Source organism: Spirosoma profusum (assembly GCF_014699005.1).
Lineage (GTDB): Bacteria > Bacteroidota > Bacteroidia > Cytophagales > Spirosomataceae > Spirosoma > Spirosoma profusum.
In genome coordinates this window covers 20,371-44,296 of sequence record NZ_JACWZY010000046.1, presented here as the reverse complement: position 1 = coordinate 44,296, position 23,926 = coordinate 20,371, and the positions used below count along the sequence as shown (strand labels likewise).

The 23,926-nt window shown below is 48.3% G+C and carries 16 protein-coding genes; 6 read left to right on the top strand and 10 right to left on the bottom strand.

Annotated features, from left to right (window positions below; all coding sequences use genetic code 11):
• Positions 1-147: 147 nt before the first annotated feature.
• Together IC229_RS31380 and IC229_RS31375 are read right to left on the bottom strand one after the other, a co-directional pair.
• Positions 148-810: an arginine-tRNA-protein transferase gene (locus tag IC229_RS31380; RefSeq protein ID WP_190892346.1), complete on the bottom strand. Its 663-nt coding sequence runs from the start codon at positions 808-810 to the stop codon at positions 148-150.
• A gap of 118 nt (positions 811-928) precedes the next feature.
• The gene (locus IC229_RS31375) at positions 929-1,198 is read right to left on the bottom strand and encodes a hypothetical protein (RefSeq protein ID WP_190892344.1); all 270 of its coding nucleotides are present in this window, start codon (positions 1,196-1,198) and stop codon (positions 929-931) included.
• Between the two features lie 95 nt (positions 1,199-1,293).
• Here IC229_RS31375 and IC229_RS31370 point away from each other — a divergent pair, with 95 nt between their 5' ends.
• From IC229_RS31370 to IC229_RS31345, 6 genes are all read left to right on the top strand, one after another.
• Positions 1,294-1,518, top strand: a complete 225-nt coding sequence (locus IC229_RS31370) for a DUF6965 family protein (protein WP_190892342.1) — start codon at positions 1,294-1,296, stop codon at positions 1,516-1,518.
• Positions 1,519-1,609: 91 nt separating this feature from the next.
• Positions 1,610-3,154, top strand: coding sequence for a hypothetical protein (locus IC229_RS31365; RefSeq protein WP_190892340.1), 1,545 nt, complete (start codon positions 1,610-1,612; stop codon positions 3,152-3,154).
• Positions 3,155-3,328: 174 nt separating this feature from the next.
• Positions 3,329-6,202, top strand: coding sequence for an excinuclease ABC subunit UvrA (gene uvrA, locus IC229_RS31360; RefSeq protein WP_190892338.1), 2,874 nt, complete (start codon positions 3,329-3,331; stop codon positions 6,200-6,202).
• A gap of 55 nt (positions 6,203-6,257) precedes the next feature.
• Positions 6,258-6,665 carry a hypothetical protein gene (locus tag IC229_RS31355; RefSeq protein WP_190892337.1) on the top strand — a complete coding sequence of 136 codons (408 nt, stop codon included), beginning with the start codon at positions 6,258-6,260 and terminating at the stop codon, positions 6,663-6,665.
• 196 nt (positions 6,666-6,861) lie between these two features.
• On the top strand, positions 6,862-8,109 hold the full coding sequence (locus IC229_RS31350) for a metal-dependent hydrolase family protein (protein ID WP_190892336.1): 1,248 nt from the start codon (positions 6,862-6,864) through the stop codon (positions 8,107-8,109).
• Positions 8,110-8,355: 246 nt separating this feature from the next.
• On the top strand, positions 8,356-9,642 hold the full coding sequence (locus IC229_RS31345) for a citrate synthase (RefSeq protein WP_190892334.1): 1,287 nt from the start codon (positions 8,356-8,358) through the stop codon (positions 9,640-9,642).
• A 364-nt stretch (positions 9,643-10,006) separates the two neighbouring features.
• Here IC229_RS31345 and IC229_RS31340 read toward each other — a convergent pair whose 3' ends face one another.
• The 8 genes from IC229_RS31340 to IC229_RS31305 form a co-directional block, all read right to left on the bottom strand.
• Entirely contained in the window at positions 10,007-12,715 is a 2,709-nt protein-coding gene (locus IC229_RS31340) for an alpha-d-galacturonidase (protein WP_190892331.1), read from the bottom strand.
• Between the two features lie 154 nt (positions 12,716-12,869).
• Positions 12,870-13,643, bottom strand: a complete 774-nt coding sequence (locus IC229_RS31335) for an alpha/beta hydrolase (protein WP_190892328.1) — start codon at positions 13,641-13,643, stop codon at positions 12,870-12,872.
• Between the two features lie 173 nt (positions 13,644-13,816).
• Positions 13,817-15,457 carry a RagB/SusD family nutrient uptake outer membrane protein gene (locus IC229_RS31330; RefSeq protein ID WP_190892326.1) on the bottom strand — a complete coding sequence of 547 codons (1,641 nt, stop codon included), beginning with the start codon at positions 15,455-15,457 and terminating at the stop codon, positions 13,817-13,819.
• Positions 15,458-15,589: 132 nt separating this feature from the next.
• Positions 15,590-18,655: a SusC/RagA family TonB-linked outer membrane protein gene (locus IC229_RS31325; RefSeq protein ID WP_223834307.1), complete on the bottom strand. Its 3,066-nt coding sequence runs from the start codon at positions 18,653-18,655 to the stop codon at positions 15,590-15,592.
• Positions 18,656-18,995: 340 nt separating this feature from the next.
• Positions 18,996-20,306, bottom strand: a complete 1,311-nt coding sequence (locus IC229_RS31320; RefSeq protein WP_190892324.1) for a bile acid:sodium symporter family protein — start codon at positions 20,304-20,306, stop codon at positions 18,996-18,998.
• 125 nt (positions 20,307-20,431) lie between these two features.
• Positions 20,432-21,094 (bottom strand): aspartate/glutamate racemase family protein, encoded by a 663-nt coding sequence (locus IC229_RS31315; RefSeq protein WP_190892322.1) that lies wholly within the window; start codon positions 21,092-21,094, stop codon positions 20,432-20,434.
• A 132-nt stretch (positions 21,095-21,226) separates the two neighbouring features.
• On the bottom strand, positions 21,227-22,627 hold the full coding sequence (locus IC229_RS31310) for a four-carbon acid sugar kinase family protein (RefSeq protein ID WP_223834306.1): 1,401 nt from the start codon (positions 22,625-22,627) through the stop codon (positions 21,227-21,229).
• A complete protein-coding gene (locus IC229_RS31305; RefSeq protein WP_190892320.1) occupies positions 22,563-23,807 on the bottom strand; it encodes a ribulose-bisphosphate carboxylase large subunit family protein in 1,245 nt (414 codons plus the stop codon). Before IC229_RS31305 ends, IC229_RS31310 begins: the two co-directional genes overlap by 65 nt.
• Positions 23,808-23,926: the final 119 nt, after the last annotated feature.

Sequence of the window (23,926 nt, the reverse complement as noted above, 5' to 3'; positions counted from 1 at the left end):
AAGCAGGTACTCGATATATTCCTGTTTTGCAATCATAGAGCTAAACTCTCAAATTTGGCCCTTAAGCGAAAGTCCTATGAGTAGTTAAAACTACAGAAGCCAACCCCAACAATTTAGTCCGTCAGCAGGCCATACGTCTGGCTTTACTTATTCATCTAAAAGGGCAGCCGACAGTACATGAACTGTTTCCCAGGAGAACGGGAGCCATATTCCGCTACTGTCGTCGAGCACTTCAGTTGCCGCTTCGCAGGGGAATAGTTTGTAATCGAATTTAGGGTATTTATTAGCCAGATAACCCGGATAGTAGTAGATTTTCTTTTGTAGTCGGGCGTAATTAATTTTCATCATCATCAGGAATTTCCCCAGGCTGTATTTTCGATAAGCGGGATCATAAAAATTCATGATGCCTGCAATCGTATTCAAGCCATTATCGAAAATCCCAACCGCTATTAGTTTACCACCATCCCGAACTTCAACCATCTGTGTATCAAACACATTGGTCTTGCTACCGTTTAATAGACAGGAATCCACCGATTCGGGAGCATCGAAGTTGATCGAGCTTCTGTACAGCTCATACAATATATTCAGTTCGTCGGTCAGCGCAAACGGCTTTATCGCAACCGAGAATTTTTCGTTCGTTCGGAGCAATCGGAGTTGTTTGGGGCCGTAGTACACATTGTCAAGCACGAGACGTAGCCAATGCACAGAGCAAACTGTGTTCTCGAAAAGCAAATACTGGCACGTAAAAATGTTTTGCTGCATTCGAAAATACCCCCTGCTTAAACAATAATCTAACTGGCTTCCTTTCATCGTTGGGGGTGGTTTGCTACGGCACTATTTTCTATCTGCAAGATAAAAGCAAAACCTATTTACAGCAACGTATTGCTTACTACTTAATCATTAAATATGCCTATAAGAAACCAATAGATTAATCGTCGTAACTAAAATCAGACTCAAGACCAAACCGTATTTCCTTCAAATTAGCGATACTTTCCTGTAGTTGACTTGTAGCTGTTTCAACACGTTGTGCGTCGGGGTGGGTAGCATCGACCTGTGTTTTCAGGCTATTAACTTTTACCGAAAGATTACTCAGTTGTGCAATCAGTTCAGCCAGCTCCGTTTTCATTTCTGGATTCATAGACGTAGTATATTGATTCTGAAAGCCTTTCGTATTACGTAGCGCGTTACGTTCGTACATATCCGGCTACGAACGTAACGCGCTACGTATGTTTCAATACGTTGTACCTTAAAATTGTTTGATCGAGTAAGCAAATCGGAGGTTATCTTCGCGGTATGCATCTTCGTTCCGAACACCAGGCACTAGTCGATTATTTTGCGGATCGTAATCTTCCCACCGGTCCTCAGCACATCAATGAGTACAGCATTTTTTTTAATCTGCCCGCTGCCGTAAACTCCCGACTTACGCAGCTCCATAGCGACGTAGAAGCTACTCGAAACTCAGCCGCGCTCATGCTCGAAGAAGTAAAGAACTGGCTCACTACAAACGAGCTAACGTAGTGGGAATCATTTACCGCATACTCAATTCACTTGATTATCAATGGTTTTATGAGTTAGATTAGATCATCTTTAACTGATCTACTCTAAACTCATGGCAAAGCTATACTACCTTTTCGTTACGTGTTTAATTACCCAGACCTTGCTGGGGCAGAACAACTACGTTGCCACTTTACCCATATCGGCAACACCGGGTACAAATAACACCATTGTAGGCCCCTCGGCGAGTAATACAACCACAACAGGAAGAAGCAACGTGTTTGTTGGTAACAGAGCAGGCGATGCGAATACAACAGGGGATTATAATACGTTTGTGGGCAGTGAGGCTGGCGCTCAACACACGAATGGAATCAGTAATACATTTATCGGCATGCAGGCAGGTTTTAATACGACTTTCGCCGTTAGCAATGTATTTGTAGGTAGTGGCGCTGGTTTTCGGAATACAACAGGTAATTCTAATACATTTATAGGCAACAGCGCAGGTCTGGAAAATGGTGACGCTAATAATAATGTCTCTATAGGCGCATTTGCCGGCAATCTAAACACCGCCGACAATAATGTCTTTGTGGGCAATAAAGCGGGTTACGATAATTCAACCGGACATTCCAATGCCTTTCTGGGTACTGAAGCCGGCCAGAATAATAGAACGGGCAGCCAGAATCTAATGATGGGTTACCAGGCCGGTAACGCCAATACAACAGGGGCGAATAATAGTTTTCTGGGTTACCAGGCAGGCTATAAGAATGTGTCAGGCTCGCAGAACACGATGGTCGGCGTCAGAGCTGGTGGTAATACGACCGGTGGTGGTAATACATTCGTTGGCTATCAGGCCGGCAACAGCAATACGACAGGCACCAACAATATTATTATCGGCCCTAACTCCGGCAGCACCGTAACAACCGGAAGCGATAACGTATTGATGGGCTACAATACACAGGCTGGCGATGGTCGGGGAAACCATCACGTTATTATCGGTGACGAAGCCGGGGGTGGTCTCTGGGCGGGTACGAGTAATACGTTTATCGGTCATCAGGCTAACGCCGAATCACCAACACTTCACCACGCTACTGCAATTGGCGCCAACGCTCGCGTGGGTATCAGCAATGCAGTAGTACTTGGAAATCAGGCCAATGTTGGCATCGGTACGTCGACCCCAACGGCTCGGCTCGAAGTGGTTAGTGAGACCCAAAACACCAGTGGTATCCGATTAAGCCAGCTCACATGCAGCAGCCCTTCAACAATAAGCACCAACGAATTTTTGACCGTAAACGAAAAAGGCGACGTAGTGAAAGCAACGTATCGACTTCATATTCAGCACGCAAACGAGTGGAGCGACAGCGTACTGACTCCGGCCTATTCGCTACGTCCCTTGTCGTCGGTAGCCACATTTATTAAGCAGCACGGTCATCTACCTGATGTTCCTTCAGCCGAGGACGTAGCGCGTAAAGGAATTGATCTGAACGTATTGAACGCTACGTTCCTGCAAAAAATAGAGGAGTTGACGCTCTACAGCATTCAACTCGAAAAAGCGAATGGACAATTACAGGAAAAAGACAAACAGCAACGGGTTATTAATGATGAATTACGCGCTGAAATAGCAGAATTGAAACAGTTGGTAATGCGTAATCAGAAGAAGTAAAAAACTGATTCAGAGAACAGTCCGCAACCGAATAATCCAGTCTTAACAGAAAGTCATGACATTGACTAACGTAGCACGGCTATATAAAAAGTAAAATATACCGGATACTGGCCTGTCTGGCGGAAACTCCCCTACCCCGTTTTACGTTGTTGTTTAGAATAAGCCCATTACAGCGTGACGACTGAAGAAAAGCCGCAAATCCGTCCAGCCGGACTTACCGATATTGACCTCACAGGTTACGACCAGATTGAAGTACTTGGTGCCCGTGAACACAATCTGAAAAACATTGACGTTACAATTCCCCGCAACAAACTGGTTGTTGTAACCGGTATCAGTGGAAGCGGGAAATCGTCGCTGGCCTTCGATACGATCTATGCTGAAGGCCAACGGCGTTATATGGAAAGTTTCTCGGCTTACGCCCGCTCGTTCATCGGCGACATGGAGCGCCCGGACGTAGACAAAATCAACGGTTTGAGTCCGGTGATTTCCATCGAGCAGAAAACGACCTCAAAAAATCCGCGCTCTACCGTTGGAACTACTACCGAGATTTACGACTTTCTGCGATTGCTCTACGCCCGCGCGGGTGAAGCATTTTCGTACCTGACGGGCCGCAAAATGGAGCGCCAGTCGCAGGATCAGATTATCGATACGATTCTGGAGCAGTACGCCGGACAAAAACTTACGCTGCTGGCTCCTATCGTGAAAAGCCGGAAAGGGCATTACCGCGAACTGTTTGTGCAAATTGCCAAAACGGGCTACACCAAAGTGCGGGTCGATGGGGTTGTGCAGGAAATCGTGCCGAAGATGCAGCTCGACCGCTACAAAATCCACGATGTTGAAATTGTCATTGACCGCCTTGTTCCGAAAACCGAGGACCGCTACCGATTGAGTCAGTCGGTTCAAACGGCGCTACGTCAGGGAAAAGGTGCCATGCAGATGCTCGATGGAAATGGTACGTTAGTCTATTTCTCCCAGAACCTGATGGACCCAGAATCGGGGATTAGCTACGACGAGCCATCGCCCAATACGTTCTCGTTCAATTCGCCGTACGGAGCCTGCCCGGTTTGTAACGGATTGGGAGTGGTTGAAGAGATTACGGAAGAATCTGTGATTCCTGATAAATCATTGAGTATCAGTCGGGGGGCCATTGCGCCCTTGGGCGAATACCGTGAGTTATGGATTTTTAAGGAGATTGAAGTCATCCTGAAAAAATACAAGCTTAACCTGACTTCGCCCGTTACCAAATTTCCAGATGATCTGTTACACGCACTCATGTTCGGTACAGAAGATGAAGCGACTGTGCCGTCGAAAAAGTATCCGGGCGAAGATTATTACAGCTTTAAGTTTGAAGGTATTGTCAATTTTCTAAAGCGTCAGCAGGAAAACAGTACGGAGAAAATTCAGGAATGGCTGAAGGATTTCATGGTGGTGAAAACCTGCCCTGAGTGCGAGGGAGCTCGTTTGAAAAAAGAATCGCTGTATTTCCGCATCGACCACAAAAACATTTCCGAACTGGCTCACATGGACATTTCGGAATTGACGACCTGGTTCGATGGCGTCGAAACACGCCTGACCGACCGTCAGAACGTAATAGCGAAAGAAATTCTGAAAGAAATCCGCAAACGTATCGGTTTCCTCCTCAACATCGGCCTCGAATACCTGACGCTAGACCGACCACTACGTACCTTGTCGGGTGGCGAAGCGCAACGTATCAGGCTTGCTACACAGATTGGCACACAACTCGTTGGCGTTCTGTACATTATGGACGAACCGAGCATCGGCCTGCATCAGCGTGACAACGTAAAACTGATCGATTCTCTGAAAAACCTGCGTGATTTGGGCAACACGGTTCTGGTCGTTGAGCACGACAAAGACATGATGCTCGAATCCGATTTCATTCTCGACATTGGTCCCGGCGCTGGTCGACATGGCGGACAGGTTGTGGGCATCGGCACACCCGAAGAATTCCTGAAAAATGGCAGCACTACCGCCGATTACCTGAGTGGCCGACGTAGCATTGCTGTTCCTGCCGAACGACGTAAAGGCAATGGTAAATTCCTGATTATCAAAAACGCAACTGGTCACAACCTAAAGAACGTAACGCTCAAACTGCCACTTGGGCGCATGGTTACGATTACGGGCGTATCGGGTAGTGGGAAATCGTCGTTGATTCACGAAACGCTGTTTCCGGTTCTGAATCGCCACTTTTATAAATCGAAGCGCGAACCACTGCCGTTCAAAACGGTAGAAGGTTTGGAACATCTCGATAAAGTGATTGAAGTAGATCAATCGCCCATCGGCCGGACACCCCGCTCGAACCCTGCTACGTATACCGGGATGTTTTCAGAGATTCGGACCTTGTTTGCTGAACTACCCGAAGCCAAAATCCGGGGTTACAAACCGGGACGTTTTTCGTTCAACGTGAAAGGTGGCCGTTGTGAAGATTGTGAGGGAGCGGGCATGAAGAAAATCGAAATGGAGTTTCTTCCCGATGTGCATGTCATGTGCGAAACCTGCAAAGGCAAACGCTTCAACCGCGAAACCCTGGAAGTACGTTTCAAAGGAAAATCCATTGCCGACGTACTGGATATGACCGTCGAACAGGCGCTGGATTTCTTCGCCAGTCAGCCCAAAATATTACGTAAAGTTCAGACTCTGAACGATGTAGGACTGGGTTACATCACACTCGGCCAACACGCTACTACGTTGTCGGGTGGAGAAGCCCAGCGCGTAAAGCTCGCCGAAGAACTGTCGAAAAAAGATACCGGCAAAACGCTTTACATCCTTGATGAACCGACTACAGGCCTTCATTTTCAGGATATTGCGCACCTGCTCGACGTACTAAACAAGCTCGCTGATAAAGGCAATACTGTACTGATTATCGAGCACAATCTGGACGTAATCAAAGTCTCCGACTACCTCATCGACCTTGGCCCTGAAGGTGGTAACAAAGGTGGTTACATTATTGCCGAAGGTACGCCAGAGAAAGTAGCAGCCACAAAAGGGAGCTATACCGGCAAGTTTTTGAAGATGGAGTTAGAAGCTTAAATAACGTAACGCACCTTATTTTCGTTGGCCTTAAAACAACCGGCGAAATTGACGTATGCGTAATCCTTTTTTTTATGTTTTATTGCTGGTACTGGTCGTCCTGGACGGCTGGCTACTGGCTCACCCCAATCTGATCGGTCAGGCTGGAGTGTTTATTTTTGAATACACCGCTATCGAAACGTTTCCAAAAGCGTTAGGCACAGTTGCAGCTGTAGTCGGTGTATCTTCGTTGATTGGTTTGATAATTAGCCGATTGAGCCAACCTGTCGCTATTGGAATTTCGGTAGCCCTGCTTGCGGGCTCTGCCTATTACCTGTTCCAGAGCTTTACCCAATATAATTCAGGCGTTTATAAACTAACCGGTGCGGGCTTTCGAGCGGGTGCCATTTTATTACCCGGTTTGCTGGTGCTGGTTTTTGGCAAAGGTGTTTGGGAAGCGGTTTTGACTAGACGTAACGGCTAGCTATGGCCTTACCTGATTATTCGGAGAGTATCACAACTAATAAATGTTTAAGTTTTTTTGTCATGCTTCCTTCGTCAGCATGACAAAAAAACTCATTTTGGGCTTATACCAGAATAGTTAAACAGCCTATCACAATATAGCAGAATAGCCTTTTTGGCCGCCTTTTACGTACTTTTGGTGCTTTCCCTCTTCATCCATGAAACTTCTGTATGTACTGCTGCTTGCTTTCCCTCTATCACTTTTTGCCCAGACAACATACCTCCTTAAACCCGATCGCGTTTTCGATGGCGAAACCGTTCATGAGGGATGGGTGGTACGTGTGAAGGCCGATAAAATTGAAGAAGCTGGCCCTGCTACGTCGGTTTCGGCGAACGGAGCTGAAGTGGTTGAGTTGAAAGGTACTACGTTGCTTCCCGGCTTGATTGAAGGTCACTCACATTTGTTGCTGCATCCATACAACGAGACGACCTGGGATGATCAGGTGCTGAAAGAAGCCCGTTCGCTACGTGTGGCCCGCGCAACGGTACACGCGCAAAAAACCCTGATGGCTGGCTTTACGACGGTACGTGATCTGGGCACAGAAGGTGCTGACTATGATGATGTTGGACTAAAACAGGCGATCAATCAGGGCATTATTCCAGGCCCACGGATGATTGTGGTGACCCGTGCGCTCATTGCTACTGGAAGTTACGCCCCAAAAGGTTTTAGCCCGGACGTGAACGTACCACAGGGAGCCGAAGAAGCAGATGGTCACGATGCACTTGTTCAGGCGGTACGTCGGCAGATTGGCAAGGGAGCTGATGCCATCAAAATCTATGCTGACTACCGGTGGGGGTTAATGGCTGATGCGCAGCCAACTTACACCGTTGACGAAATCAAACTTATTGTTGAAGTCGCCAAAAGTAGCGGTCGGCCAGTGGTTGCTCACGCCAGCACTGCCGAAGGGATGCGTCGGGCCATTCTGGGCGGCTGTGAAACGGTTGAACATGGTGATGCCGGTACGCCCGAAATTTTTGCCCTGATGAAACAGCACGGTACGTCCCTATGCCCTACCCTCGCGGCTGGTGATGCTGTTAGTCAATATCGGGGATGGAAAAAGGGCCGGGAACCCGAGCCGGAACGTATCAAAAAGAAACGTGTTACGTTCAAACAGGCGCTGGACGCGAGTGTAACGATCTGCGCCGGGGGTGATGTGGGCGTATTCAGTCACGGCGATAATGCCCGCGAATTGATTATGATGGTCGACTACGGCATGAAACCTATAGACGTCCTACGTTCCGCTACGTCCATCAATGCCGATACGTTCCACACCACCGACCGGGGACGTATTAAAGCAGGACTGCTGGCCGACGTAGTAGTAATCGAAGGCGATCCTACCCGAACCATATCCGACTTATATCGTGTTAAATCAGTAATGAAAGGTGGCGTTTTTTACAAACGATAGATGTGAATCCTACGGATGAAAGTCACTGATGCAGCTTAATATAAATGTAATGTGGCTTTTTTATGAGGTTTTCATTCGTCGTTTGGATTTTTGGGCTAATTTCGCCGGACCGGTACGCCGATAAATTCGCCGGATAACTTCATCTGGCTGTTTTGAGTTTATCAGACAGTCGATTGATGAAAACTTATCTCAATACGTAACCAATCACCAGTTTATTACCTCTGAATAATTATACCCTGTTTTTGTATGGCAAATTCCGCTGAATTAACCGTCGATGGTAAGTCCTATTCATTCCCGACGCTGGAGGGAACCGAACACGAAAAAGCTTTCGACATCTCGAGTCTGCGCGATCAGACCGGCTACGTAACATTAGACCGGGGTTACAAAAATACTGGTGCCACCAAAAGCGCCATTACGTTCCTGGATGGTGAAGAGGGTATTTTACAATATCGGGGGTATGCCATTGAAGACCTGGCGGCTAAAGCATCGTTTCTGGAAGTAGCTTACCTGCTCATTTACGGCGAATTGCCTACTAAGGAACAGTATGCAGTATTCGAAACAGCCATTCGTCGGCACACGCTGGTGAATGAAGATATGCGGAAAATTTTCGATGGTTTTCCGGTAAAAGCACACCCTATGGGCGTTCTGTCGTCGCTGGTAAGTGCCATGAGCGCGTTCTATTCCGACATCGAAGGCAGTTCTGAGGAAGACAAAACTGACCTGCACATTATCCGGTTGCTGGCCAAATTGCCAACTATCGCTACATGGTCGTACAAGCGGTCGCTGGGGCACCCGATGAATTACCCCAAAAATCAGCTCGACTATATTCCGAACTTCCTGAACATGATGTTCTCGCTGCCAGTCGAGGATTACAAAATCGATCCGGTAGTTGTAGAAGCGCTGAACGTACTGCTCATTCTTCACGCTGATCACGAACAGAACTGCTCGACTTCGACAGTACGTCTGGTGGGTTCGTCGCAGGCCAATATTTACTCGTCTATTTCGGCGGGTATCAGTGCATTGTGGGGTCCACTGCATGGCGGAGCTAATCAGGAAGTAATTGAAATGCTTGAAGCCATCCGGGCCGATGGTGGCGACGTTAGCAAATACGTCGATATGGCGAAAAATGCGAAAACAACGGGTTTCCGTTTGTTTGGTTTTGGCCACCGGGTCTATAAAAATTTCGACCCTCGCGCCAAAATCATCAAGAAAGCCGCCGACGACGTACTGAGTAAACTTGGGGTTAACGACCCGGTTCTGGAAATCGCCAAAGGTCTCGAAGAAGCCGCCCTGCACGACGATTATTTTATCTCGCGCAAACTATATCCGAACGTCGATTTCTATTCAGGTATCATTTACCGCGCTCTTGGCATTCCGACAAACATGTTCACGGTGATGTTTGCGATTGGTCGCTTACCCGGCTGGATTGCGCAGTGGAAAGAAATGCGTGAACAGAAAGAGCCAATCGGACGCCCTCGTCAGATTTACACGGGTGCTACGTTACGCGAGTTTACACCACTCTCCAAGCGATAATCACATTACCCAATCTAACTAACCTTACAACGCCAATCGGTTTCCCGATTGGCGTTTTTTATAGCGCGGACGGTCGGCCGAGCTACGTTGGCTCGTCAGCATTACAAACTTAAATAACGTGAATAATGGGTAAGTCAACGTATTGCTGACGCCTGGGGCTTCGACAGGCTCAGCCTGACAAATTAACTTGAGTTAACAGCTATAAGTAGACTGTCAGGCTGAGCCTGTCGAAGCCCCAGGCGTCAGCAACGTCCTATGAATGAAGTGATTAACTCGTTCTTTAATCCATTATTCACGTTAAAATAGCTGACCAGCATTAACCAGTCAGCTATCTACAATCCAACCTATTTTATTGACCTTTGAGTTACTCAAACAACCAGTCGATATTCTTCTTGTTTCCTGCCAAACCAGCGTCCATAACAGAAATCTCCTGATTACCATCCATAAATCCAAGTATCAGACAAGCTCCCTTTCCTAAGTTCAGCGTGTGCTGACCGGGTTTGAACGAGTACGCATGTACGTTGACGGGCGGCAACCCATCAACCAAAATTGCATTCGAAATTTTGATTTCCGACTGACCGTAATCGTTCGCGCTGGCGTCGGTTTCCAGTTCGGGAGCGGGTAAGTAGTTTGGGTTCTTCTCGTTGAAAAAACCAACCAGAAGTTTTACCGGTTGCGTAGTCGAAAACATCAGACTGGTACGTTCCGATTGCAGTTTTGCTTTCGACAATTTCAGTCCTTTCAACTGCTTCAATTCAGACGCTACGTCGCGAATGGTAACCGACGTATCAGTAAATACGAGCTGACCTTTTTCGAGTGAATACGTATCAACCTGAAGGCTTTGCAACGTAACAGTGGCCGGTTTTAACGTAACAGGTTGTTTGGCAGTAGCATTGCTGGTTGTTTTCAGCGAATCGATTACGTGTTTGAAGCGGCTCAGTTCTTTCTGATATACCGGCAGCATTTCCTCCCAGGTTTTATACGTACCGTCAATGCCCCGCATTGGAATTTTACGTTGCTTGGTTTGCATACTGTTGGCGTACAGATACGTATCACGCGTCAGATTCGTCAGTTCCGTAAAGTGCTTCACGCTGCTTTCGAGCAGCGGTACGGCTTTTTCCAGATCGCGAACGTCGTTGGAGTATTTATAACGTAGCACAGCCACCGCAGCACGAGCTTTCTGAGCGTAAAAATTGGCTAGTGCATTCTGACAGTATATATCGTTTTTTAGCCGGTCGAATTCCGCTTTTTCTTTCGTCACTGAGCCAGTCGCTTTATCAATTGCCGCCACCGATTTTTTCCCGTGTTCAATTACTTCGTCGGCTACGCGAACGGGCGTTTCGCCAATGTGATTTTGCTTGTTCCAATCCTTCTCCGCATAATCGATAATCATCTCACCTTCTGGGGCTTCCGATTCGTACATCAACGTGAACAGACCGTAGCGAAATGGATTGATAAGTTGGGTCATGAGCATACCCAGCGTCAGCGTTTGGCGGTTGCCGTCGGTAATGCCGTAGCGACGTAGCAACTTGGGTTCTATCTCTCCGGCCTGCTCGTAAGCTTCCAGTACGTCTTTCCCTTTTTCCAGAGAGAAGCCATATTTTTCAGCCAGTTTTGTCCCCCAATACGTCAACTCTTCGTTGCGGTTCCGGTTTGCTTTCCAGGCGTAGCGTGCCCAGTTTTTGTACCATATCCAGTCGCGGTCTAGCTGGAGCAAGCGCGGACTTGTTTTGTCGGCGGTATACGGCCAGTCCCAATACGATGCCTGCGGATAAAGGTGCAATCCGTTGGCCCCGTAAATACTGTGCATGGCCTGTACCGACTTCTGGATGAAATCAGCGGAACCATAGCGGAACGGCTCCAGATTCGCCAGAATATGCACATTTTCAATTTGTACTGTGCCAATGTTGCTCAGAGTTCGGTGCAGTTCGGCCCATTTGCCGCGTGGCTCATAAGTTGTCAATGCTTCGCCGTTGAATTTGGCTTCCGTGTACAGATTTTTGTACAACGGCAGCGTGGCTTTCATCACGCGGGGTGCATCGGTATCGTGGGCACGTAGCACAATTGGCGGTTCGGTCGTTTGGCCGAGTGCTTTGAGGCCGTCCTTCACGCCCGGAATAATCGTTTGCGTAAACCAGTCTACGTCGTCCTGCCCGACGCCCTCCATCGCTTCGCCCAGCGCAATCAGTAAACCGACATTGGGGTATTTCTGCACAAACGCGGCAATCGACTTTCGGGTATAATCGGCAATGAGCGGAACGATCGGGCGGTTTCGATCCTGCGTTTTGATTTTATGATGTTCGGCGAAGGGTTTCGAGACGATAATATTGTAGAACATCTGGATGACCCAAACCCCACGTTTGTCCGCTTCTTCGGTCAGGAAACGAAACATTTCTTCGTTCTTTTTGAACGTAGCATCGTCGACCTCCACCGCGTAAGGATACTCCTTCAACCGAACCAGCGACGCAAATGGATGGCCATTCCATAGATATAACGAATTGAACCGGTTCTCAACCATCATATCCAGATACCTGATCCACAGCACCTTATCGTACAACCACGGAAACGTTTCGGGCGTATAGGGATATTCGTACACGTCGCGACCGGACAGATACGTTGGTTTTTGCACCCCGATACACGTACCACGTAGCACCATTTCGGGGCTATCGGTCAGGTTGATTGTTGCGGGAAGTTTCCCGGTATTTTTCACCCGCTCCGCTAACTCCAGACAGCCGTAAAGTATACCTGATGGATCGTTGCCATTGAGCAACATTGGTTGTTGCCCGTCTTTCTGGATTGAAAATCCTTCCTTTTTCAAATCTTTCCCTGAACGGAGGGCGATGAATATTTGATAATCAGGGGATTTCGCCGGGATTGGCTTGCCGATTGTAACGGTATAGCCTGCTTCCTGCAAAGCCTGCTTCAGCTTTTCCGCACCAAAATCAATTCGAACGTGGCTCGTCGCAGGTAAGGTAACGGTTACAGATTTTTTTGGCTGCTGTGCAAACGCAGGAGACGTAATGAAGCGGAAAACAAGATAGAGCAGCAGAAAGCTCGTAAAACAGCGATTCATATCGATTGTAAAGCTTCGGGAATCAGGACGTTTACAAACTTATAGGTTTCGTAAAACCTTAATCTCCACCATTTTCTCTGAAAATTGTACAATGTTAGCGTAGACAGAGATTAACTTCTTGATGACGTCAGGGGTTGCGATACAACCCCTATTACTAGTTCAGCTTGTTGATCCAGTTCAGAATACTATCCGCGACTTCCTGCCAGCCTTTTTCGCCACATATAAAATGGCTTCTGCCCGGAAACTCTTTGTAATCCACTATACTAGCTGCATCGCGGTATTTCGAGGCAATTTTCCGGGTAAGTTCGGGCGAAAAAATGGTATCTTTTTCGCCCGCAATAAAGAACAAAGGTCGGTGAGGCTTTGAGAAATCAACAGTTGAAAAAGATTTCAACACCGTATCACGGCCGATTTTGCGACTTTCCGGAACTGCTACGTTGTCGTACGCTTTGGCGGCTTCCGTTTTCGACAACGTATTAAAAAAGGCTCGATTATACCAATCGCGTGTACCCAAAAAGGGCGTACTTCCTTTAAAGAAATTAATAGCGGGCCACACAATCTTGATGGTCGAGAAAGGAGGCATTACATTTTTTGGCGGAGCGCCGTCGATACTGACACCCGCGTAGGCTTTGTCCAGCTCGACCAGTTTCTGTACGACCAGGCCAGCCATTGAGTGGCCGATCACGATGGGTTTTTCGGGTAGCGTGTCAATCAGTTTGACGATATTCATAACTACATCCTCGAAACCGGTTTTGGTAAGATCGGGATGAATGTTCGTTCGTAAAGCAGCGGGGGCGCCTTCGTGGCCGGGATTGGCAGGTGTGTAAACCGTAAATCCTTGATTTTCAAAATAGGTTTTCCATTCCTGCCAGCTGGTATTGTTCACAAACATGCCATGAATAAGAACGATGGTTTGGGGCTTTTTCATTGTCTTGTGCGTTTTTGATTACGTCACAAAGGTTCAACCCAAAGCCCACGATAAGTTTAACCCAAGTTAAAATCGTCATGTCTTCTGAAAAATATTTCGGAACACTACTTACTAAAACAAAACATCCCGAAAGCTTCAAACTTTCAGGATGTTGATTAAAAATAGCCAATACGTTAATAACCCGGATTCTGCGCAAACTCACCTTTGTTGGTCACCGCATCGACCTCACTCTGCGGGATGGGACGTACTACGTGGAACGTCTGAATATTGTTGGCAGCATCCGGGTTGTATTTTTTGACCCGCTCCACCAGTTTATTCGTGCGTTTCAGATCGAACCAACGTACCTGTTCGCCAGCCAGTTCGCGTGCCCGTTCGTCCAGAATAAAGTCGAGTGTTACGTCGGCGGCCGCTACGCGCATATTCGCCTGACGTCCCGGCACGGCTGCCCGCGTCCGAATTTCATTGACGTAGTAAGCCGCCGAATCTTTTTTGCCCAGATTCAACTGAGCTTCAGCCGCCAGCAGGTACACTTCGCCTAATCGCATGATATACGCATCGCGTGCACTTTCGGTAGTAGCATCCGTCGCCCGCGTTGGATCGTCAAATTTCTGAAGTGATACGTAGTGGAAGCGGTCGTTTGGCGTACCATCCGCTTTGTACACATCGTTTACGTCGTAAATTTTGTATTTTTTCGATTGTCGAAACGCGGTAGTTACTGGATATTTCGATGTCAGAATGGCCGTATCGCCCACATTTATACCCACCGGACGTTTCGTTGCATCGGTTTCATTCGCCTTCCAGGCTGATTTGAACGTAGCGTTGTATCGTGAATCACTGGTTTCATCGAACAGGTTCAGCAAAAACTTCGTCGGCATGTAGCGCACGTTCGCGAAGCCGTTTGCTACGTCGCGTTTCATTCCTGGTTGCGTATTATACTCCATCAAATAGAGCGTGTGGCTGATGTTGCTACCCGCGTTGAACGCCAGATTGGTCGAGTAATTGACCGCCCACAGTACTTCGGTATTCACCTGATTTGCAAACGTCCACAGGTTGGCGTAGGTGGGCAACAATTTGTAATTGTATCCCGTAATAACCTTTTTGGCGTAGTTGCTGGCTTCCTGATTTTTACCCCGCGTCAGATACACCTTCGCCAGAAACGCTTCAGAAGCCGGGCGCGTGATACGTCCATATTCCGTTGTGGTTGTCGGGATAGCAGTTACGGCAAACTGAAGATCCTGAAGAATCTGATCGTAAATGGCATCAATCGTCGCACGAGTTGCCGTTGTTTCGATGCTCTCGGTCGGGGCCAGACGTAGCGGAATCGGGCCGAAACTCTCCACCAGCATATAGTAATACCAGGCACGCAGAAAACGGGCTTCTCCCTCCAATTCCTTCTGGCGCGCTGCGTTTACACCCGCTGTGGGCAGGTATTTCATTACGTTGTTCGCCAGGTTAATAGCTGCGTAGCACTGCTGCCACATGCGGTTTTTGACCCAGACGTTATCAGTGGTCAGCCCCTGATACGTTGTGAGTGACAACTGGGGAAAAATACCGTTTGTACCTGAGGTATTGTTGTTGGCTGCGTTGGTCCAGATGTCGGTACCCATTTCCATGAGGGCGTGTCCTTCTTCTTTCCCATAAAAATACCGGTTGTACGTATAAATTCCGTTGACACCGGCTTCAATACCTTCGGGTGTCGTAAACAGACTTTGAGCGGTCGATCCCGCCGGGTTGTATTCCTGCAAATCTTCGGTGCAGGACAGCAACGTAGCAGCGAGGATGATGAGAGGAATGTATTTTAGGTATGTTTTCATCTTTAAAGATTGAATGTGTACCGCTAGAAACTTTTTGAAAATCATTACTTAATCAGCCTGAAATTACCCCCAACCCCCTGAAGTGGGCTTAATCCACGGTTGAGTTATTCCCCTTCAGGGGTTGGGGGTAATTTAAAATCCAAGGTTTAAGCCAAATACATATAGTTTCGTCAGCGGCTGATCGATAACACCTTCGTTTTCAGGGTCGAAATCTTTCAGGTTCGAGAACCAGGCGAGGTTTCTGCCCGATACGTATAGCCGTAGATTATCAACCTTGAATTTATTTGTTATCGTTTTCGGGATTGTGTAGCCAAGCGTTACGTTCCGGAGTTTGGCGTACGAAGCCTGCCGTTCGGTCAGCGTCGTTACGTAGGTCGAACTCCGGGTAGCGTTGGGGCGCGGGTAATCGTTGGTGGGGTTTTCAGGTGTCCAGTAATCAATGCTGGCGCCGTTATTACCGCCGTTACGGTTATACTTGGCGTAATAGTCCGAACTGATCCACTGGCCCACGCGAGCGATAAACAATACGTTCAAATCGAAGCCTTTGAATCGAATGTCGTTTCCCAAACCACCCGTCCACGACGGTACGCGGGAGCCGATAATCGTGCGATCCAGCCCACTGATTTTACCGTCGTTGTTCAGGTCGGCAATTTTAATGTCACCGGGAATAGCGCCGTATTTGGTCGCTTCCGATTCTTCGCCTAACTGCCAGATACCCAACTTTTTGTAGTCGTAATAAATCTGCGAGGGTTGCCCTGCAATGAGCGAGTTACGATAATCGTCGGCTATTACGTCGCCCTGAGGTAGTGAAACAATTTTTTCACTGTTACGGGCAAACGTCAGGTTGGTCGACCAGCTAAAATCTTTCCGGCGCATCGTCTGCGTAGTGATCCCAATTTCAATACCCCTGTTACGTGTCTTACCAATGTTGCGGTTCACCGTTGTTACGCCCGTAAGCTGCGGCAGCGTGTACGGGAAAATAAGGTCGTTGGTGCGGGCATCGTAATAGTCGATGTTAGCCGTAATACGGTTGTCGAGCAATCCCACGTCCAGACCGACGTCGGCGGTGGTAGTCAACTCCCACTTCAAATCCTGGTTACCAATGGTTTGGTTGATCAGGTAAGCGTTGGCCGCATTGGCATCGTTGTAGGCGAATGACACGGTGGCGAGTGAGTTTTGCGTAGCGTAAGGGTTTATTACGTCATTACCCGATACGCCGTAGCTGGCCCGCAATTTCAGGTCGGTCACGAACTTCTGCTGCTGCATGAATGATTCATCGCTGATACGCCAGCCCAGTCCTACGGATGGGAAGAATGCCCATTTGTGCCCCTCGCCTAACTTGGACGAGCCGTCGCTACGTCCCGTGACGGTCAACAGGTATTTTTCCTTGAAGCTGTAATTAACGCGGCCGGTAAATGAAATCAGCTTGTTCTGGCTATATCCACTACCATAGAAAGGATTCTGGTTGGCAGCAGCCAGGTTGTAAAAATACTGCGCCGGAATCAACTGGTTGTTACCTCCCGCAAAACTCGACGTATTCGTAAATGTCAGGTAACTGGTTACGCCCGTAATCGTGAACGAATGGTCCTGAATGGCGCGCTTATAAGTTAGTACATTTTCCCAGCTCAGATTACGGTTCTGGTTGCTGGTGATCGAAGCCTGTGATCGGGTACCCGCACCGTCGATGGTGTTCCGACCGTAATAACTTCCCAATTCGTTGGTTGAGAAAATGGCTCCCAAGGTTGAACGTAGCGTAAATCCTTCAAAAGGGCGCAGTTCGAGATAAGTCGACAGCGTACCGCGATTGATTTTGTTGTTACGTTTGTAGGCATTCGGCTGTTCGTCGGCTAGCGGGTTAATGACTGTGCCCCCTAGCGGAAAGGGTTGAAAATTGCCGTTTTCATCGAAAGGCGTACCGAGTGGTGGAATGTTGGACGCCCGGTTGAACGGATCCCGACGAACATCGTTGTCGATATACGCCAATTGGGCCTGAATACCGGCTGTAATCCAGTTGTTAATGGTTTGATCGACGTTGATTCGGGCTGAATACCGCTTGAATTCGTCCAGTCGAAGAATACCCTTTTCGTTATAATAACCCAGTGAGAAATAGATCTTGGTTTTATCGGTGCCAGCGGTAATACCGAGCTGGTGATCCTGCTGGAATCCCGGCTGCAGCAATAACTTAGGCCAATCCGGAAACTGCTGCTTCTGAATTGCATCAAGCTGGAGCGCGTTGAAAATCTTCGAATCATCGGCCGGACTGCTCCAGGTGCCCGATGCCCGGTAGGCTTCGCGCCGGAAAGCAATGTATTCAGGGCCAGTCATAAATTGGCCATAGCCAGCCACTTCCGACATACCAGCGTAACCGTTATAGCTCAGTTTAGCCTTGCCACTACTGCCGCGCTTGGTCGTAATAATGATAACGCCATTGGCACCACGCGACCCGTAAATTGCGGTCGAGGAAGCATCTTTCAATACGTCGATGGAAGCGATATCGTTTGGATTAATGTCATTCGCATTGACCCCCTGCACGCCATCAACGATGTACAGTACGTTGTTGGAACTGCTAGGGTTGGCAATGGAGCGGTTCCCCCGAATACGGATGGAAGCATTTGCGCCCGCGTAGCCACTGTTACGAGTAATGTCAGCGCCCGGAATCTTACCCTGAAGGGCTTCTACCGGTGATGTTACTGGCAATTTCGCCGTTTCATCGCCTTTGATCGATACCACAGAGCCAGTCAGGTCGCGCTTACGCTGCGTACCATAGCCGATCACCACCACTTCATTCAATTGCTTGCTATCGACGGCCAGTGTTACGTTCACTTCCGATTGATTCCCAACAGCAAACTCCTGCGACAAATAACCTACAAAGCTGAATACCAACGTAGTAGGTGTTTCAGGAATCGTCAACTGATACGTACCATTTTGGTCGGTTGTCGTTCCCTGATTCGTATTTTTAATGACGACACTCACCCCCGGCAAACCCTGCCCATTTTCATCTTTAACGGTTCCACGGATCGGCCGGTCGGCCGTTGATAAAGCGGACGTAGCGGTAAAGGGTGACGTAGCAGCGAGTTTCACCATGCCCAAGTCCGGTCGTTGCTGAAGACTGGCAACTGTTTGCGAGGAAGCTACAGTCGGGAAACCTACCTGGGCTAGCCAGAGAAGGCTAAAAAACCAGGTACAAATTTGTTTCATACGCATACTGTTGAGGAGTTTAACGAAGGAATAGTTTAGTTTACCAGACTGACAGTCAGAGATATAAATACCTTACAGAAATAGAAAACGAAAGCTGGCACTTAACTTCCTGAGAAGTTGAGGCTTTTAGACAGTTTAAATTGATTAACAAACTTAGTCTATTGAATGAACCTTAAACTCCATCATTTTTTCTAAAAATTGTACAATATTATCATGGTACAACTATTGGAAAGTTTTGCATTTTAAGAAGAGGACTAATGAGCTGAGCTTATGGACTGCCTTTTCGAAAGAAGAACTTCTTCGGCTCGGATAGTAGAGGAGTAAATTTTTTACGAAACAATCAGGACGCAGTGATCGTCGCCTGGTGAGCAGCTTCTTCTTGTGGTTGATTCTCGGCAGGTCGGCGACGCCAGTAGTTGGCCAGAATCGAGCCCGAAATATTCATCCAGGGGCTAAACACGGCGGCTGGTAAACCGACCGTTCCCAGTTTGCCCATGCTGCCCGCAAGCCCTGACGCCATTCCGCCGTTTTGCAAACCGACCTCAAAGGCAACCGTACGCGCCGAATTTTTGTCAAGGCCAAATAAGCGGCTGAGCCAGTATCCGAAAAAATACCCGGCTCCATTGTGAATAACCGAACAGAGAAACAGCAAAAATCCCACTTTCAGAAGGTTATCGCGTCCGGCGGCAGTGGTAACGGCAGTGAAGTAAATAATCCCAAACATGGATAAATAAGGCATCATTTCATCCAGTCTCGGATTGCGCGTAGCCAGTTGGTGGTAGATAACGCCCACAACTAAAGCCCCCAACAGAAAACTGAACAGTTCGAGCGCCTGCAATGCTTCAGGACTGGATACGTTTGTTTCCAGAAACGACCACCCACCCAAAGCCAGCACCATCAGCCAGCCTGCTGATAAAACAAATAAAATGTTGACGGTTTGCCGCCCTGTTTCAGAAGCGGTTTTCAGGTAATCGTGCAAAAGGGCCGCGAAGATGGGAACGATCACAATTTTAACAATCTCCATCATCATGTTCACAAATTTGATGTCGATCAACGTACCAGCCAGCAGCTTCAAAAGGAGTGGCGTCAGAAACGGAGCCGCTAACGTAGCCATCGCCGTAACAACCACTGAAAGTACCAGATTCGCTTTCGCCAGATACACCATTACGTTGGAAGCCAATCCACTTGAGCAGGAACCAATGAGAATAACGCCTGCAGCAATTTCCGGATCAAACTGAAAGATTTTGGTGAGTAGCAAACCCATGAGCGGCATCACCGTGAAGTGACAGAAAAGCCCAACCGCAACGCCTTTGCCTGTACTGCCCAATCCAGAAAAATCGCGGATGCTCATCTGAATTCCCATACCGAACATCACCGACTGAATAATCAGCAGAATGAGCCATTTATTTCGCAGATCGAACGAGCCCCATTTCGTAAATGCCGCCGGATAAATCATAGCCGCCACGACCGCCACAATAATCCAGGCCGTGTATTGATACGTCCTCAGTGCCGGAATCACATTCATCCCCAACGCAAAACTAACCGACGTAACGACTGCTGCTGGTTGCCAGATGGCAGCATTTTGCAGCAGCAAACCGACCAGCAATAGAGCACCTGCAAGAGCTGAAATGAGTAAGGGAAGCTTGTTCATGATTCGAAACTGGGTATTTATAGTTTGTCATCCTGACGAAGGAAGGATCTTAAAATATCCAAACTAGTACGTTTGGGAACGTTAAGGTCCTTCCTTCGTCAGGATGACAAAAAAATGTCTAAGCGCTACGTCAATTGTTCCGCCAGATATTGAATTGCAATCGGCGGGCTCGCCAGAATGGGCACTTTTTTGTCCGCAGCATCCAACGTATCGACCACCCGCGCCATCGATGCCTGTGCCAGCAAAATAACATCGACTTTGGTACTCAATTCTTTCAGGGCCGACGCTACCATCTCATCATGTTTAGCCGCATCGCCACTCATGAGCGCGTCGAACGCACCTTCGCACAGAACCGATGTCAGTTCGATTTCCTTTACGGCCACGGCTGCCCGGCGACGTACCAAATCGCTGGTTGGGCCGAGGGTTGTCGGTAACGTAGCAATAACGCCAATACGTTTGCCGGTCTGAACAGCTTTATCAGCCATCGGCTGATCGACACGTAGCACGGGCACTTTGGTAAGCGCAGCCGATGCTTCCACGGCGACCCCAATGGAGGAACAGGTTACCAGAATCATATCGGCACCCGCAGCCTCCGCCGACCCTACGTAATTGACAACGCGCCGGGCGCCATCGGGCGTAAGTTCACCGCATTTGATTACGTTTTTAATCAGACTGTCATCGACAATATTGAATGTTTGCACACCAGGCAGGTATTCGCTGCAAAGCTGCTGGAAAACAGGCACTAACGTAGCAGACGTATGAATCAGCCCTAAAGTTTTTGGGGGCATAACAGATATTTTTTAACTTAATATTTCGTCATCCACTTTGTCATCCTGACGAAGGAAGGACCTTAAAGTATCCATATTCTCAAGTTCGGAAACCTTAAGATCCTTCGTGCCTCAGGATGACAAAAACAATTATTAAAAAACTCTTCCTTCGAGCAGCACTCCGAAATAATTTTCAGCACCAACCTGCCCACCTTTAAAATTGACCTCAACGCCATCCAACGGCGAACTGGGAGCCGTAGCACGACAAAGCGGTGCGCCGGGAACCAGCGGTGCAATCATTTCAACAGCTTCGATACCCATTGCTCGGGCGGCATAACTAGACGTATCACCCCCCGCCACCACAACTCGTTTGATCGACGTTTGGCCAACAATTTCTCTGGCAATCTCCCCAAGCGCCGTACCTAGTTTCTCCGACGACAACGTAGTACCTGGTTTCGCTACGTTACCCGCCGTGTGAACGATAACGCTACGTTCCTGATTGATCTCCGAAACGGTCCGCTGAACGTAATCGGTTAATCGATTTACTGCCGAATCGTCATGAATTTGCTGAGCATTCAGAATAACTTCGGCAAATCCATTTTCTTTCGCCCAATCAATTTGCCCCGACGTAACGGGCGAACAACTTCCCGACAGCACAAGCATCGGCGCAGCTTTTCTGGGGTCAGGCCAGGACGTAACAGGCGCAAAAACCTGGTAATGATTCCAGTATTTCCCCAACGCCATATCGACACCCGATGAGCCTACCGAGAAAAGCGGATTCTGCGGGTGTGCGTACGAATCCATCAGTTCGCCAATGGGTAATAAATGCTCTTCGTAAAGGGCATCGAACAGAATAATTTCGGCGTTATCCTGCAACAACGACGTAACAAAATTCTGAATAGCGTCCTGACTTTTAACCACTTGCAATATGTCCAGCAAGCCAACCTTTTTATCCGTTTGCTTCGCCAGATGCAACCGTAAATCACTTTCGTCAGCGGGCGTAACGGGGTGCTTGCTCATGGACGGGTGCCGGTCGAGCCGGTAAATCGTTCCGGCGCTACCAATTCCCATACGGGCAAATAGATTCCCAAAAACGCAATAGCGCCCCAGCGATGGTGCCGCCACCAGCAACGGCACAAAATTCTTCTGAAAGACGTCCTGCCCCACATCGATTGCTTTCCCAATACTACCCATCGTCGGCGACGAATCGAACGTAGAGCAGACCTTGTAATGCACATGTCGAGTGCCTAGTTTCCGCAAATCGGTAAAGGCCGAACGTAACGTTTTTTCCATCGCATCGGGCGTCATCGAACGGGTCATTCCGGCTACACCAATGGCGTTCAGGTTTTGGTACGTTGCTAATCGTTCGGGCGAAGGTGGTTCAATGAACAACGCCGTTTTAACCCCCGCCCGACTCAGAAATTCAAGCGCATCGGTAGAACCCGTAAAATCGTCGCCGTAATAAGCGAGGACTAGAGACGTATTCACATTATTTCCCTCCGAATTTTTCAACTGACTTCCCAAACTCCGGATACGTAGTGGCCGCTTCGTCAAGGCTTAAACCATCCACCGCTGCTTTCCAGGCTTGCTGGAGCGCCGTTACGCCCGCCGATGGCCCCATCGGATGCGCCAGAATACCACCGCCCGCCATGTAGAGTAAATCAACGGTTTTCGTCCGGCGATACGTTTCGAACGCCTGCCCTCCCCATTGCCCCGATGACACGACGGGTAATACGGAATAGCCGCCGAACATCGGCTTTAAACAGGCTTCGATGGATTGCACGACACTATCGTCCGACTCCCAGAATTTATTCTGAATACCGTTCACATGAATCTGATCGACACCCGCCAGTCTCCATAGTTTTTGGTAAGCCGGAAACTCGATTCCCAGCAGTGGATGACGTGTCATCATGCCCCAGCCGTTCCGATGGCCGTGAATCGCAAGTGCCCGCTGGTCGCAGATTTTCTTCGTGGCCGACATGCCGACACTGTTCAGACTAACCATCGCACACGTACCACCACTATTTACGACTTTTTCGTAGCGACGTAGCATCTCATCAATTTCCCCGCTGATGTTAAAAGCGTACATCACTTTCTTGCCCGTTTTATCCGCGTGTCGGTTAATGACATTCATCACCGCATCGACCCGTTTATCAAAGGGCGAATTGGCTGTGGAACCCATTAATTCGTCGTCTTTCACAAAATCAATACCAGCTTCGGCCAGGGTTTTCACCAGATCAGCCGTTTGTTCGGGCGTTAGACCAATGCTTGGTTTGATGATCGTTCCGATAAGAGGCCGCTCCTGCACACTTGTCAATTCACGACAACCCGCAATACCAAACTCTGGGCCTTTATAATGATCAGCGTAGGAGTCAGGCAATTCGATATCAAGGAGTTTCAGGCCGGTAAACTGGCGAATTTCATATAAATTTCCCTGCAGAGTTGAGATCAGCACGGGTAGATTATAGCCAAAATTCTCCACCGACCACGATACTGTAACCCTAGCCCGATGATATTGCTCTGAAGCACTAACGGCACCCGGAATGGCTGGTTCCGAAACCGTTCCCAGATAAATAACAGAATCAACACGGGCAGCAAAACGATTTTTCAGTTCCTCGGTTTCACCGGGGACAGCCACAAAGGTGCCCGATGACTGCTCACCAGCCAGCACTGCTGCCGCCGATTCCGGGCTGAATGGAGTCTCTATATAATACGTAGCGGAAATCCGTTCCAAGCGTGTATCCTATTATTAGATAGTATAAAAGCCAAAATTAATAGCAATAATCTCCTACAAACTACGCTATGTTCGCCGGAAATTGTAGGATGTTAGCGTAATCGTACAGATCGTTTAGT